At 65.4% G+C, this 14,605-nt stretch carries 11 protein-coding genes and 1 rRNA gene; 1 reads left to right on the top strand and 11 read right to left on the bottom strand.

From position 1 onward, the window contains the following. Positions 1-8: 8 nt before the first annotated feature. From mraY to coq7, 8 genes are all read right to left on the bottom strand, one after another. Positions 9-1,178, bottom strand: coding sequence for a phospho-N-acetylmuramoyl-pentapeptide-transferase (gene mraY, locus G3N62_RS21305; protein ID WP_006477019.1), 1,170 nt, complete (start codon positions 1,176-1,178; stop codon positions 9-11). Between the two features lie 16 nt (positions 1,179-1,194). Beyond that, the gene (gene murF, locus G3N62_RS21310; RefSeq protein WP_034186350.1) at positions 1,195-2,601 is read right to left on the bottom strand and encodes a UDP-N-acetylmuramoyl-tripeptide--D-alanyl-D-alanine ligase; all 1,407 of its coding nucleotides are present in this window, start codon (positions 2,599-2,601) and stop codon (positions 1,195-1,197) included. Beyond that, positions 2,598-4,136: a UDP-N-acetylmuramoyl-L-alanyl-D-glutamate--2,6-diaminopimelate ligase gene (locus tag G3N62_RS21315; protein WP_059558080.1), complete on the bottom strand. Its 1,539-nt coding sequence runs from the start codon at positions 4,134-4,136 to the stop codon at positions 2,598-2,600. Before G3N62_RS21315 ends, murF begins: the two co-directional genes overlap by 4 nt. After that, a complete protein-coding gene (locus tag G3N62_RS21320; RefSeq protein ID WP_034186348.1) occupies positions 4,133-5,980 on the bottom strand; it encodes a penicillin-binding protein 2 in 1,848 nt (615 codons plus the stop codon). The genes G3N62_RS21315 and G3N62_RS21320 overlap by 4 nt, the downstream gene beginning before the upstream one ends. After that, a complete protein-coding gene (ftsL, locus tag G3N62_RS21325) occupies positions 5,977-6,318 on the bottom strand; it encodes a cell division protein FtsL (RefSeq protein WP_034186347.1) in 342 nt (113 codons plus the stop codon). Before ftsL ends, G3N62_RS21320 begins: the two co-directional genes overlap by 4 nt. Continuing rightward, the gene (rsmH, locus tag G3N62_RS21330) at positions 6,315-7,256 is read right to left on the bottom strand and encodes a 16S rRNA (cytosine(1402)-N(4))-methyltransferase RsmH (protein WP_034186443.1); all 942 of its coding nucleotides are present in this window, start codon (positions 7,254-7,256) and stop codon (positions 6,315-6,317) included. The genes ftsL and rsmH overlap by 4 nt, the downstream gene beginning before the upstream one ends. Positions 7,257-7,279: 23 nt before the next feature. Then, a complete protein-coding gene (gene mraZ / locus G3N62_RS21335) occupies positions 7,280-7,708 on the bottom strand; it encodes a division/cell wall cluster transcriptional repressor MraZ (protein WP_006487094.1) in 429 nt (142 codons plus the stop codon). A gap of 386 nt (positions 7,709-8,094) precedes the next feature. Next, a complete protein-coding gene (gene coq7 / locus G3N62_RS21340) occupies positions 8,095-8,718 on the bottom strand; it encodes a 2-polyprenyl-3-methyl-6-methoxy-1,4-benzoquinone monooxygenase (protein ID WP_034186346.1) in 624 nt (207 codons plus the stop codon). Between the two features lie 278 nt (positions 8,719-8,996). Here coq7 and G3N62_RS21345 point away from each other — a divergent pair, with 278 nt between their 5' ends. After that, complete coding sequence (locus tag G3N62_RS21345) at positions 8,997-10,148, top strand: porin (RefSeq protein WP_034186345.1); 1,152 nt, start codon at positions 8,997-8,999, stop codon at positions 10,146-10,148. A gap of 276 nt (positions 10,149-10,424) precedes the next feature. Here G3N62_RS21345 and G3N62_RS21350 read toward each other — a convergent pair whose 3' ends face one another. The 3 genes from G3N62_RS21350 to rrf form a co-directional block, all read right to left on the bottom strand. Then, entirely contained in the window at positions 10,425-12,098 is a 1,674-nt protein-coding gene (locus G3N62_RS21350; protein WP_034186344.1) for a long-chain fatty acid--CoA ligase, read from the bottom strand. A 136-nt stretch (positions 12,099-12,234) separates the two neighbouring features. After that, complete coding sequence (locus tag G3N62_RS21355; RefSeq protein ID WP_124670802.1) at positions 12,235-14,310, bottom strand: molybdopterin oxidoreductase family protein; 2,076 nt, start codon at positions 14,308-14,310, stop codon at positions 12,235-12,237. Between the two features lie 180 nt (positions 14,311-14,490). Continuing rightward, a 5S ribosomal RNA gene (gene rrf / locus G3N62_RS21360) occupies positions 14,491-14,603 on the bottom strand. Between the last annotated feature and the right edge of the window lie 2 nt (positions 14,604-14,605).

Below are 14,605 nucleotides of genomic sequence, written 5' to 3' on the forward strand. Positions count from 1 at the left end.
CCTTTCCTTTACCGCAGCTTGAGGGTGGTCAGACCAAACAGGCACAGCATCAGCGTGATGATCCAGAAACGCACGACCACCTGCGTTTCCTTCCAGCCGGACAATTCGAAATGGTGATGCAGCGGCGCCATCTTCAGCAGGCGCCGCCCTTCGCCGTAACGCTTCTTCGTGTACTTGAACCACGAAACCTGCAGCATCACCGACAGCGTTTCCGCGACGAAGATGCCGCCCATGATGAACAGCACGATTTCCTGGCGCACGATCACCGCGACCGTGCCGAGCGCGCCGCCGAGCGCCAGCGCGCCGACGTCGCCCATGAACACCTGCGCGGGGTGCGTGTTGTACCAGAGGAACGCGAGCCCTGCCCCGCCCATCGCGGAGCAGAAGATCAGCAGCTCGCCCGCGCCCGGGATGTGCGGGAACAGCAGGTATTTTGAATAGACCGCGCTGCCCATCACGTACGCGAACACACCCAGCGACGCGCCGACCAGCACGACCGGCATGATCACGAGGCCGTCGAGGCCGTCGGTCAGGTTCACCGCGTTGCTCGCGCCGACGATCACGAAGTAGGTCAGCACGATGAAGCCCCACACGCCGAGCGGGTAGCTGATCGATTTCAGGAACGGCAGCATCAGGTCGGCACGTGCGGGCAGCCCCATCGACAGGCCGCTCCTCACCCATGCCATGAACAGGTCGAACACGCGCACGTTGTTCGCCTCGGACACGCTGAAGGCCAGGTAGACGGCCGCGAACAGCCCGATCACCGATTGCCAGAAATACTTCTCGCGCGACGACATCCCGCGCGGGTCCTTGTGGACGACCTTGCGGTAATCGTCGACCCAGCCGATCACGCCGAAGCCGAACGTGACGAGCATCACGATCCAGATGAAACGGTTCGTCAGGTCGCCCCACAGCAGCGTCGCGACCGCGATGCCGATCAGGATCAGCACGCCGCCCATCGTCGGCGTGCCGGACTTGACGAGGTGGGTCTGCGGGCCGTCCTTGCGCACGGCCTGCCCGACCTTCATTTGCGTCAGCTTGCGGATCACCCACGGTCCGCACACGAGCCCGATCCCGAGCGCGGTGATGGTGGCCATCACCGCACGGAACGTGAGGTACGTGAACAAGCGCAAAAAGCTTGCGTCTCCTTGCAGCCATTGCGCCAGCGCCAGCAGCATGCTTCCTTCCTTCTACTCAGTGTGCGGCGGGCGCCGTGCCCGCCGCGGGTTGGTTCGTCAGCGCGTCGACCACGCGCTCCATCTTCATGTACCGCGAGCCCTTCACCAGCACCGTCGCCGGTGCGCCGTATCCGGCCGCGAGCAGCGCCGACACGAGCGCGCCGACGTCATCGAAATGGCGGGCCGTGTCGCCGTACGCCGTGCACGCGTCGCGCGACGCGTCGCCGAGCGCGAACAGCGCATCGATCCCGCGATCGCGCGCATAGGCGCCGATCTCGCGGTGGAAAGCCGGCCCTTCTTCGCCAACCTCGCCCATGTCGCCGATCACCAGCACGCGCGGCCCCGATTGCGCGGCGAGCACGTCGATCGCCGCGCGCATCGAATCGGGGTTCGCGTTGTACGTATCGTCGACGACCGTCGCACCCGCGAGGCTCCCGGCAATCGCCTGCTTCACCTGCAGCCGGCCCTTGACCGGTTCGAACGATTCGAGGCCCTGCCGGATCGCCGACAGCGAGACGCCGGCGCCGAGCGCCGCGGCCGTCGCGGCCAGCGCGTTGCGTGCATTGTGCTCGCCGAGCGCGCGCAGCCGCACCGTGACGGCACCCGCCGGCGTGTCGATCGCGAGTTCGCCGCCGTGCAGACGGCCGACGACCTGCGCGTCGTTCTGCCGTTCGGCGTCGTGCAGCGCGAAATCGAGGATCCGGTTGCCGGTCGCCGCGACGCGCCAGATGCCCGCGTACGCGTCGTCGGCCGGGAACACCGCGACGCCGTCCGGCGGCAGCGCGTGAATCACGGCCGCGTGTTCGAGCGCGACGGCTTCGACCGTCGACATGAATTCCTGGTGCTCGCGCTGCGCGTTGTTGACGAGCGCGACCGTCGGCGCCGTGAGGCGCGCGAGGACTTCGGTCTCGCCCGGATGGTTCATCCCGATCTCGATCACCGCGAGACGATGGGCGGCCGACAGGCGCAACAGCGTCAGCGGCAGGCCGACATCGTTGTTCAGGTTGCCGGCCGTCGCGAGTCGCGCGTCGGCGCCGACCGCCGCCGCGAAGATCGACGCGATCATTTCCTTGACCGTCGTCTTGCCGTTGCTGCCCGTCACCGCGACGAGCGGCAGCGGGAATCGCATGCGCCAGCCGTGCGCGAGCGCGCCGAGCGCGGCACGCGTTTCGCCGCCCACGATCGCCGGCATCGTGACGCCCGCCGGCACGTGCACGACGAGTGCCGCGGCGGCACCGCGCGCGGCGACGTCGCCGAGGAAGTCGTGCGCGTCGAAGCGCTCGCCCTTCAGCGCGACGAACAGGTCGCCCGGCCCGGCCGTGCGGCTGTCCGTCGACACGCGGTCGAACGTGACGCCCGCGTCGCCGTGGACGGTGGCGCCGGGAATCAGGCGGGCGGCTTCGCCGAGACTGAGCATCGTCATTCGCCGCCTCCCTTGCCGTGCGTCGCGCGCGCCGCCAGCGCGAGCCGCGCGTGATCCTGATCGGAGAACGTACGCTTCTTGCCCATGATTTCCTGCGTGGCCTCGTGGCCCTTGCCGGCCAGCACGACGACATCCTCGCGTGCGGCGCCGCGCACGGCCTGCAGGATCGCGCTCGCGCGATCCTCGATGCGGCGTGCGTGATCGGGTGCGGTCATGCCCGCGACGATCTGGTCGATGATGCGCTGCGGATCCTCGCTGCGCGGGTTGTCGCTCGTGACGACGGTCTCGTCGGCGAGCCGCTCCGCGATCGCGCCCATCAGCGGGCGCTTCGTTGCGTCGCGATCGCCGCCGCAGCCGAACATGCAGACGAGCCGGCCACCGCGCGCCGTGGCGATCGGGCGCAACGCGTCGAGCGTCTTTTCGAGCGCGTCGGGCGTGTGCGCGTAGTCGATCACGACGAGCGGTTCGTCGTTCTGCAGCCGGCCGCCGAGCCGCTGCATCCGGCCGTTGACCGACTCGAGCCGCTCGATCTCGGCGAGCGCCGCGTCGAACGGCACATCGGCCGCGAGCAGCGAGCCGAGTACGGCAAGCAGGTTGCTGACGTTGAAGGTGCCGAGCGTGCCGACCTCGACGTCCGCGTCGCCCCACGACGAACGCAGGCGGAATGCGGTGCCGGTGGCGGTCGCACGCACGTCGAGCGCGACCAGCTCGCGATCGGCGTCGGGTGCCGCCGCGTCGCCGATCCCGTACGCGATCGTGCGCACGCGGCCGGCCAGCTTCTCGAGCAGGCGCCGGCCGGCTGCGTCGTCGCGATTGATCACCGCCGCGCGCAGGCCGCGCCACGCGAACAGCTTCGCCTTCGCGGCTTCGTACGCATCGAACGTGCCGTGATAGTCGAGGTGATCTTGCGTAAGGTTCGTAAATACCGCGATATCGAAGGCCGTGCCGTTCACGCGGCCCTGATGCAACGCGTGCGACGACACTTCCATCGCCACCGCCTTCGCACCGGCGTCGCGCAACTGCGCGAGGCTGCGCTGCAGTTGCGGCGCGTCGGGCGTCGTGAAGCCGGTCGGCACGAGCTGGCCGGGCATCCCGCTGCCGAGCGTGCCGATCACCGCGCACGGCTGGTGCAACGCCGTCAGCGCGACAGCGAGCCATTGCGTGCACGACGTCTTGCCGTTCGTGCCCGTGACGCCGACCGCGAGCAGGCTGTCGCTCGGATCGCCGTACCAGCCGCTGGCGATCTCGCCGGCGAGCTGGTCGAGCGCCGGCACCGCGAGCGCGACGGGTACGGCCGGCGCGGCGGCCAGCCCTTCCGGCTGATACAGCACGGCGGCCGCACCTTGGGCGACGGCGTTGGCAATGAAGGCGCGATTGTCTGCCCCGTCGACCGCATACGCGACGAACACGTCGCCAGCCTTGAGACTGCGTGTGTCGGCATGCAGTTGCGCCGCGGGGGCCACATGCTGACGCAGCCACGCAAGCGCGGCTGCGATCTGCTGATGCGCCGGATGGGAACTGCGGGCGGCGCTCATCGAACAACTCCTGGTGAATTACGCGTCGTGCTGGACACGATCATATGCTTCGCACCGCTCCCCGCGGCCAGCTTTTGCGGCCCCGTTGCGCTCGGCGCTGCCGGCGAATCGTCAGACACGACGAGTTGCTTGATCGGCATGTTCGGCGGGACGTTCAACGCACGCATCGTGTCGCCGGCGATCGCCGAGAATACGGGGCCGGACACCTGGCCGCCGAAGTGGCTGCCGGCGGTCGGCTCGTCGACCGACACCGCGACGACGATGCGCGGATTCGGCATCGGCGCCATCCCGACGAACGACGCACGGTATTTGCGCGTGTAGCCGTGCCCTTCATGCTTGTACGCGGTACCGCTCTTGCCGCCGACGCGATAGCCCGGCACGGCCGCATCCGGCGACGTGCCGCCCGGCGCGACCACCGTCTCGAGCATCGCGCGCACTTCGCGCGCGGTGGTCGGGTTGAACACCTGCGTGCCCGTGATCGGCTGATTGGGGTCGGTCTTGAAAATGGTCACGGGCATCAGCTCGCCGTCGTGCGCGATCGCCGTGTAGGCGCGTGCGAGCTGGAACAGCGACACCGACAGGCCGTAGCCGTACGACATCGTCGCCTGCTCGATGCGGCGCCAGCTCTTCCACGGACGCAGGCGGCCGGCCACCGCGCCCGGGAACCCGACCTTCGGCGCCTGGCCGAGGCCGATGCTCGTATACATATTCCACATTTCCTCGGGCCGCATCGTCATCGCGATCTTCGTCGCGCCGATGTTGCTCGACTTCTGGATCACGCCGCCGACCGTCAGCGTGCCGAAACCCGCGTCATCGGTGATCGGCGCGCCGTCGAGCACGAAATGCCCGTTGCCCGTTTCGACGAGCGTGTTCGGCGTCACGCGGTGCAGGTCGAGCGCGAGCGACACCGTGAATGGCTTCATGATCGAGCCCGGCTCGAACACGTCGGTCATGATCCGGTTGCGCAGTTGCTCGCCCGTCATGCGCGAGCGGTCGTTCGGGTTGTACGTCGGGTAGTTGACGAGCGCGAGCACTTCGCCGGTACGCACGTCGACGACCATCGCCGCGCCGGCCTTCGCCTTGAACTTCTCGACGGCGGCCTTCAGGTTCGCGTACGCGATGTACTGGATCTTGCTGTCGATCGACAGGTCGACGTCGGTCCCGTTGTGCGGCGGGATCTGCTCGGCGACGTCCTCGACGATGTGCCCCATCCGGTCCTTGATCACGCGCCGCACGCCCGACGTGCCGGACAGCAACTTCTGGTCGCCGAGCTCGACGCCTTCCTGCCCTTCGTCCTCGACGTTCGTGAAGCCGATCAGGTGAGCGGTGATCTCGCCTTCCGGATAGAAGCGCTTGTATTCGTTGCGCTGGTAGATGCCGGGAATGTCGAGCGCGGCGACCTTGTCCGCGACGTCGAGCGGCACCTGGCGCTTCACGTAGACGAAACCCTTGTCTTCCGACAGCTTCACGCGCAGTTCCTTCGGCGTCATGCCGAGGAGCTTGCCGAGCTGGTTGATCTTGTCGGCGTCGAGATCGTCCGGCACCGCGTCGGGAATCGCCCAGATCGCGCGCACTGGCAGGCTCGTCGCGAGCACGAGCCCGTTACGGTCGAGGATCTTGCCGCGCGTCGCGGGCAGCTCGAGCGTGCGCTGGTAGCGGCTTTCGCCCTGCTTCTGATAGAACGCGTTGCCGGGCCCCTGGATCCAGAACGCCCGCGCGGCCAGCGCGACGAACGCCATGAACAGCAGGAACACGACGAACTTCGAGCGCCACATCGGCAGGTGCACGCCCAGCACGGGGCTCGACGAGAACTTCACGTTCTGGCGTTTCTGGGACGGCTTCATCGCGCGCCCCCCTTGCCCTTGCCTGCCGTGTCGGCCGACGCCGGGATCGGCGCGTCGATCGCCTTCGCCGCGCCCGGCGGCAGCGTCAGGTATTGCGTGCGGCCGGTCGAGATCGCCTGCATCTTCAGCGAATCGTTCGCGAGTTGCTCGATGCGCGACGTCTTCGACAGCGCGCTCTGCTGATATTGAAGCTGCGCGTAGTCCTGCTGGAGCTGGCGCTCCTGCGACTGCGCGCGCTGCAGCTGGATGAAGATCTGCCGCTGCTGGTTCGTCGAGTTGACGACCGACAGCGCGCAACCCATCACGATGATCAGCAGGAAGATATTGAAGCGGCTCATGGCGTGACGCGCTCCGCAATGCGCATCACGGCGGAGCGGGCGCGCGGATTCGCGGCGACTTCCGCTTCACTCGGAAACTGACGGCTGATGATCTTGAGCGGCGGGCTCGGGAGGTCGACGGCGCGGATCGGCAGGCGACGATCGACCGCAGGCGCACTGGCGTGCGCCTGCATGAATCGCTTGACGATCCGGTCCTCGAGTGAATGAAAGCTGATCACCACCAGCCGCCCCCCTTGCTCCAGCAACGACAGTGCCGCGTCTAGTACGACTTGCAGGTCCGCAAGCTCTTGATTGACGTGAATCCGTATAGCCTGAAAGGTGCGGGTTGCCGGATCCTTGCCCTTCTCACGGGTTTTGACGACGTGACCCACGATTTGGGCAAGCTCGCCCGTGGTGTCGAGAGGCCCAAGACGGTCGGACTCTGCCCGGCGAGCAACAAGCGCCTTTGCAATCTGAAAAGCAAACCGTTCTTCCCCATAATCCCGTATCACCTCCGTCAATTCCTGCACCGAAGCCCGCGCGAGCCATTCGGCCGCCGACTCGCCACGCGTCGGATCCATTCGCATGTCCAGCGGACCATCGGCGCGGAAGCTGAAGCCGCGCGCCGGATCGTCCACCTGCGGCGAGGACACGCCCAGGTCCAGCAACACACCCGCCACCTTCTCGACGCCGCGCGCCGCAAGCGCGTCGCGCATCGATGCAAAGCTGTCATGCACGATCGAGAAGCGCGCATCCTCGATGCCCTGCGCCGTCTCGATCGCCCTCGGGTCCTTGTCGAACGCGATCAGCCGCCCGGCCGGCGCGAGCCGCGCGAGCACCGCGCGGCTATGCCCGCCCCGCCCGAACGTACCGTCGACGTACACGCCGTCCGGCCGCGTCACGAGCGACTCGACCGCCTCATCCAACAGCACCGTCCGATGCCGCAATTCATTTCCCATCGCGGGCGTCTCCGTCACCGCAATCAGAACGTGAAATTCTTCAGCGCGTCGGGCATGCCCTGCGCCATCGCTGCCTGCTCCTTCGCGTTGTAGGTTTGCGAATCCCACAGCTCGAAGTGACTACCCATTCCCAACAACATGACTTCCTTTTCCAGTCCGGCTGCCATGCGCAGCTCGGGCGATACGAGAATCCGGCCCGCGCTGTCGAGATCGACGTCCATCGCATTGCCGAGAAAAATGCGCCGCCACCAGTGCGCGTCCATCGGCAGCGCGGCGATCTTGGCGCGGAATACTTCCCATTCGGGGCGCGGAAACAGCAACAGGCAGCCGTCCGGGTGCTTGGTCACAGTCACCCGTCCTTCTGCCTGTCCTTGCAGCGCTTCGCGATAGCGAGCCGGCACCGACATCCGCCCTTTCGCATCGAGCGTCAGCGCCGACGCCCCTTGGAACACTTTCCGCTCTCCCGTTCAGGGCACCGAAGCACCCGCTCAATGCTGAGAATTTAGCCGGAATAGCCCGCTAAATCACACAAAAATACACTTTCTCACACTGTCTCCCACTTTAGAGGAAGGGTGTGGCACGGTCAAGGGAGCGGCCCGCTTTTTTGACGAATTTTGTTAGTTAGAACAAGGACTTACGCGCACATGCTCATGCGGCCCCTCATACCAAAAACCGTTATAAATGAATGAGCTAGTGCAACTTGTGAAGGTGATACGTGAGAAAGACGGGCCAGACAGGCGTGCGGACGGGGCTTTCGGGGGCGGGAAAACGAGGAGTCGGCGGGCGGTATCGGGGGCGGTGAACCAGGGCGGCGTCACGCGTCGCCCCGGCGCAATTCTCAGAGATAGTACGCAGTGCTCGTCATGACTTTCGACGCGGCGCGCATCAGCATCCGCGCGGGCAGCGGCAACTCGATCCCGCCTGCGTCGGTCGCGGCCTTGCCGTGCTTCACCTCGTCGATCCGCATCTGGTCGACGATCGCGCGCGACGCCGCGTCGGTCGCGGGCAGCTCGGACATATGGCCTTCGAGATGATTCTCGACCTGCCGCTCCGTCTCGGCCATGAAGCCGAGGCTGACCTTGTCGCCGAGCGTGCCGGCCGCGACGCCGATCGCAAGCGCGCCGGCATACCACAGCGGATTCAGCAGGCTCGGGCGCGAGTCGAGTTCCTTCAGGCGGTGCGCGGTCCACGCGAGGTGATCCTCTTCCTCGCGCGCGGCCTCCTCGAACATCGCCTTCGCCGACGCCGTGCGCGCGGTGAGCTTCTGCGCCTGGTAGAGCGCCTGCGCGCAGACCTCGCCGACGTGGTTCACGCGCATCAGCCCGGCGGCATGCGTCCGTTCGGCCGGCGTCAGCTCGACGTCGGGCGCCTCGGCCGGCGTGGGCACCGGGCGGCTCATCCGGCTAATGCCGGTCAGCGATCGCAAGCCGCGATCGAATTCGCTGATCAGTTCATCCAACACGTTCCTGTTCTCCTGGCTGCAGGTGCCGCCGGAGCGGCAAGGGCACGAGTCCGCTGCGTAACCGACTTGATTATTCAGCGGAAATTGCGGTTAACCCGTGATTTTAACCATTGTTGCATAAAGGAAACATGGCGGCCTTGCGCCACGGCATTTCGCTTTGTGGCAAAAAACGGTTTTGCTACATTACGTCCGACTTCTTGCGAAGTTGATGGGGCCCGTCAACAGAACATAACTATCTGCCCCGCCAAAAAAATTCAGTGATTCTTGGAGATCCGTTAATGAAAAAGTCGCTTCTCGCGCTCGTCGCGCTGGGCGCGTTCGCTGGCGCTGCTCAAGCGCAAAGCAGCGTGACGCTTTACGGCATCATCGATGAAGGCCTGCTCTTCAACAACAATGCAGGCGGCAAGCACCTGTACAGCATGGCCAGCGGCGTGATGCAAGGCAGCCGCTTCGGCCTGCGCGGCACCGAAGACCTCGGTGGCGGCCTGAAGGCAATCTTCACCCTCGAAAACGGTTTCGACGTGAACAGCGGCAAGCTCGGTCAGGGCGGCCTGATGTTCGGTCGTCAGGCCTACGTCGGCCTGTCGAGCCAGTACGGCACGGTCACGCTGGGTCGTCAGTACGACTCCGTCGTCGACTTCGTCGGCCCGCTCGAGGCAGGCGACCAGTGGGGCGGCTACATCGCCGCTCACCCGGGCGACCTGGACAACTTCAACAACGCCTATCGCGTGAACAACGCGGTCAAGTTCACGAGCCAGAGCTACGGCGGCATCACGTTCGGCGGCCTGTACAGCTTCGGCGGCCAGGCAGGCCAGTTCTCGAAGAACCAGGTCTGGTCGCTCGGCGCAGGCTACAACAACGGCCCGCTGGTCCTCGGCGTCGGTTACTTGAACGCACGTACGCCGAACCAGTTCGGCGGCATGTTCAACAACGGCTCCGCATCGTCGTCGGTTTCGTCGCCGATCTACGGCGCGTACGCGAACAACGCGAACACGTACCAGGTCATCGGTGCAGGCGGCGCCTACACGTTCGGCGCGGCAACGATCGGCGCGACGTACTCGAACACGAAGTTCAAGGGCTTCTCGGCAGGCCCGTTCGTGAACCAGACCGCGACGTTCAACAACGGCGAAATCAACTTCAAGTATCAGCTGACCCCGGCGCTGATTCTCGGCGCGGCGTACGACTACACGCAAGGCAGCAAGATCGACGGCAACTCGGCAGCCAAGTACCACCAAGGCTCGCTGGGCGTCGACTACTTCCTGTCGAAGCGCACGGACGTCTACGCAATCGGCGTGTACCAACACGCTTCGGGCAACGTGCTCGACGCGAACGGCAACGTCCTGAAGGCAACCGCGGCGATCAACGGTCTCGCAGGTTCGAGCTCCGCCAACCAGGTCGCAGCGCGCGTCGGTATCCGTCACAAGTTCTAATCAGCTTGCCTGACAAGCCGCAGCATATTGAAGGCGCCTTCGGGCGCCTTTTTCTTTTCCCCGGCGGCGACCATGCTGGACCGGCGCGCCAGAAATCCGCCGGCCAATCACGGTGAAAAGCGCCACCGGCGCGCCATGTGCGCCGGTCGTGTCGGCACAATCGACGATGCGATGGGCCGCCGGCCCGCCGCGGAAAGCGGCTGGTTCCGATCCGCGTCATCCGCAAACAAAAAAGCCCGGCGTCTGCCGGGCTTTTTCGCTCAACCTCGCCGCGACTTACGCGCGTCCGTCGCGCAACTCGCGCCGCAAGATCTTGCCGACGTTCGTTTTCGGCAGCTCCGTACGGAATTCGACCAGCTTCGGCCGCTTGTAGCCGGTGAGCCGCTCCTTGCAGTAGGCCAGGATGTCCTTGTCGGTGAGCGCCGGATCCTTCTTCACGACGAACAGCTTCACGGCCTCGCCGGAATGCTCGTCGGGCACGCCGACCGCCGCCACCTCGAACACGCCCGGATGCGACGCCACCACGTCCTCGACTTCGTTCGGATACACGTTGAAGCCCGACACGAGGATCATGTCCTTCTTCCGGTCGACGATCTTCACGTAACCGCGCGCGTCCATCACGCCGACGTCGCCCGTCTTGAAGAACCCGTCCGGGAACATGACCTTCGCGGTCTCGTCGGGCCGGTTCCAGTAGCCCGCCATCACCTGCGGCCCGCGGATGCAGATCTCGCCGGGTTCGCCGAGCGCCACGTCATTGCCGGCATCGTCGCGGATCGCCACCTCGGTCGACGGCAGCGGCAAACCGATCGTCCCGCTGTATTCGGTCGCCGTCACGGGATTGCAGGTCGCCACCGGCGACGTTTCGGACAGCCCGTATCCTTCGATGATCGCGGTATGGGTCTTTTCATACCAGCGCTTCGCGACCCCTTCCTGGATCGCCATGCCGCCGCCGTTGGCGATCACGAGCTTCGACAGGTCGAGCTGACTGAATTCGGGATGGTTCAGCAGCGCGTTGTACAGCGTATTGACCGCCGGAATCGTCGAGATCTGATAGCCCTTCAGCTCCTTGATCATGCCGGCGATGTCGCGCGGGTTCGGGATCAGGACTCCCATGCCGCCCGTGCGCATCGTCAGGAAACCGCAGACGGTCAGTGCGAACACGTGGTACAGCGGCAGCGCGACGACCGTCACGAACTGTTTCACCTCCGGGTATTTCTCGTGTGCCGGATGGTGCCAGGCGCCGGCCTGCAGCACGTTCGACACGATGTTCCGGTGCAACAGCGTCGCGCCCTTCGCGACGCCGGTCGTCCCACCCGTGTATTGCAGGAACGCGACGTCGTCGGGGCCGATCTTCTGCGGCTTGAACGCCTGCCGCGCGCCTTCCGACAGCGCGGCCTTGAAGCGCGTGAACGACGGCAGCTGCCATGCAGGCACCATCTTCTTCACGTTGCGCACCACGTAATTGACGAGCCACCCCTTGATGCCCAGCAGGTCGCCCATCGATGCGACGACCACATGCTTGACGGCCGTATTGGCGATGACGGACTGCAGCGTCGACGCGAAATTCTCGAGGATGACGATCGCTTCCGCGCCGCTGTCCTTCAACTGGTGCTCGAGCTCGCGCGGCGTATAAAGCGGGTTGACGTTGACGACGGTGTAACCGGCCCGCAGTACCGCGGCGATCGTCACCGGATACTGGAGCACGTTCGGCATCATGATCGCGACCCGCGCGCCGCGTGCGAGGCCACGGGATTGCAGCCACGCGCCGAACTGCCGCGACAGCTTGTCGAGTTCACCGTACGTGATGCCCTTGCCCATGCAGACGAACGCCGTGCGATCGCGATACTGCCGGAAGCTTTCGTCGAGCAGGTCCGGGACAGAAGGATAGGGAGACGCGTCAATTTCGGCTGGAACGCCGGGTGGGTACGATTTCAGCCAAATTTTGTCCATGCCGCGCGTCTCCTCACAGATTTTCGAATGGTCGTGCTAAAACGCATCGTAACGGCTCCCCCGCCCCGAGACAACAGGGTTAGATGTCCACTTCGAACTTCCGAGGATATTCGTCCGACCATAACGCGATATTCGATCAAATTCGTTCAACTTCCACAAGACAATCGTAAAACGTCGCCGAATTGCCGAGATCGGTCAGCGCCTGGCTTGTCACCTCGTTCGCGTTCCTGCCGTCGGGCGACAGTTTCTTCCACCAGATCGACAGTCCGACGACGAGCCCCGCCCGTGCGCGATCGGTAACCCGTGCGAGCGCCTGCATCGAACCGCGATCGTTGAAGATGCGGACGACGTCGCCCTCCGCGATGCCGCGCGCCTCGGCGTCGGACGGGTGCATGTCGAGGTGCGGCTCGCCTTCCGTCGTACGCAGGCTGTCGACGTTCACGAACGTGCTGTTCAGGAAGTGGCGGGCCGGCGGCGAGATCATCGCGAGCGGATAACGCGCGGCAAGCTCGGGCGCGGCCTCGGCCGATTCGAACGGCGGCAGGTAGTCCGGGACGGGGTCCATGCCCATCTGCTCGAGCCGCGGGCTGTAGAACTCGCACTTGCCTGACGGGGTGCGGAAACCGCCGTTCGCGAACGGCGCCTCCGGCAGCTTGAGCTTCAGCCAGCCTTCCCGCTTCAACGTTTCCCAGTCGCTGTCGAGTGCCGGGTCGTCCCAGCGGAGCGCCGCACGCGCGACCTCTTCGTCGGTGTGATACAGCGCCAGCTCGTCGAGCCTCATGCTGCGCGCGATGCCACGGAAGATCTCCGTGTTCGGCCGCGCCTCGCCCACCGGCGGAATCGACGGCAGGTTCGCCATCACGTAGGTGTGGCCATACGATTTGTGAATATCGAGATGCTCGAGCTGCGTGGTCGCCGGCAACACAATGTCGGCGAAATCGACGGTATCTGTCTTGAAATGCTCGAGAACGACCGTAAACAGATCGTCACGCGCAAACCCAGCGGCGACCTTCGACGAATCCGGCGCGACCGCCACCGGATTCGAGTTGTACACGATCACGGCTTCGACTTTCGGCCCGAATGTCGCATCGCCGGGGTGCAGCAGCGCGTCGCCGATCGCATTCATGTTGATGATGCGCGGCAGCTTGTGCGGCCAACCCGGCATCAGATCCGGGCGCAGCAGCGCCGCCTGGTTGACCGGTGCGGATTCCGACGACGACAGCAACAGCCCGCCCGCGCGGTCGCGCCACGCTCCCGTCAGCGCCGGCAGGCTGGCAATCGCGCGCACGGCATTGCCGCCGCCGCGAACGCGCTGCATGCCGTAGTTGAGGCGGATCGATGCCTTTCGCGTGGCGCCGTAGCGACGCGCAAGATCGATCAGCTCCGACGCATCGACGCCGCAGATCTGCGCGACCCGCTCCGGCGGATAGGACATGGCGCGCGCCTTGAGCGCGTCAAAACCCAGCGTATGGTCAGCGATGTAGTCGTGATCGAGCAGATTTTCGGTGATCAACACATGCATCATGCCGAGCGCAAATGCACCATCGGTACCCGGTTTCAGCGCAATGTGCTGATGGCACTTCTCCGCGGTCAGCGAGCGATAGGGATCGATCGCGACAAGACGCGCACCGCGGCGCTTCGCTTCCTGCGCGCGGGTCCAGAAGTGCAGGCTCGACGCGATCGGATTCGCGCCCCATATCAGAATCAGTTCGCTTTCCTCGAAGTGCTCGAGGTGCATGCCGAGACTGCCGCCATACGTGTATCGCAGCCCCGCCGCGCCTGCTGCCGCACAGATCGCGCGCTCGAGCCGCGATGCGCCGAGCGTGTGGAAGAACCGTTGGGCGATGCCCTCGCCCTGCACGAGCCCCATCGTTCCGGCGTAGCTGTACGGCACGATCGCTTCCGGCGCGCGCGCGGCGATTTCACCCAGGCGACGGCCGATCTCGTCGAACGCCTCGCTCCAGCTGATCGGCTCGAAGCGCCCTTCGCCCTTCGGGCCGACGCGTTTGAGCGGAACCGTGAGACGATCGGGATGATGGACGCGGTCGGCGTAACGGCTGACCTTCGTGCACAACACACCTTGCGTCGGCGGATGATCGGGATCGCCCGTTACCTTGATCGCCTTCCCGTTCTCGACGGTCACGCGCATTGCGCACGTGTCCGGACAATCGTGCGGGCAAACGGCCCGGGCTACCTGGGTGGCGGCGTTCATCGTCTTGAATGCGGAGGTGGGGATTCGCGAATTTTACGTGGACACGCCGATTAACGCGCTCATTTCGTTCGGAGCTCGGGTTATCTAAACGAAGACCGACTGACATTGCCGCCGACGTGCATTTCCGTCGCCGAAATGCAAAAACCCCCGCCTTTCGGGCGGGGGTTCCTGGCTTAGGGAGCCTGACGATTACCTACTTTCACACGGGAATCCGCACTATCATCGGCGTAGAGTCGTTTCACGGTCCTGTTCGGGATGGGAAGGGGTGGGACCGACTCGCTATGGTCATCAGGCA

The sequence above is a fragment of the Burkholderia sp. Tr-20355 genome (assembly GCF_017104685.1).
Lineage (GTDB): Bacteria > Pseudomonadota > Gammaproteobacteria > Burkholderiales > Burkholderiaceae > Burkholderia > Burkholderia seminalis.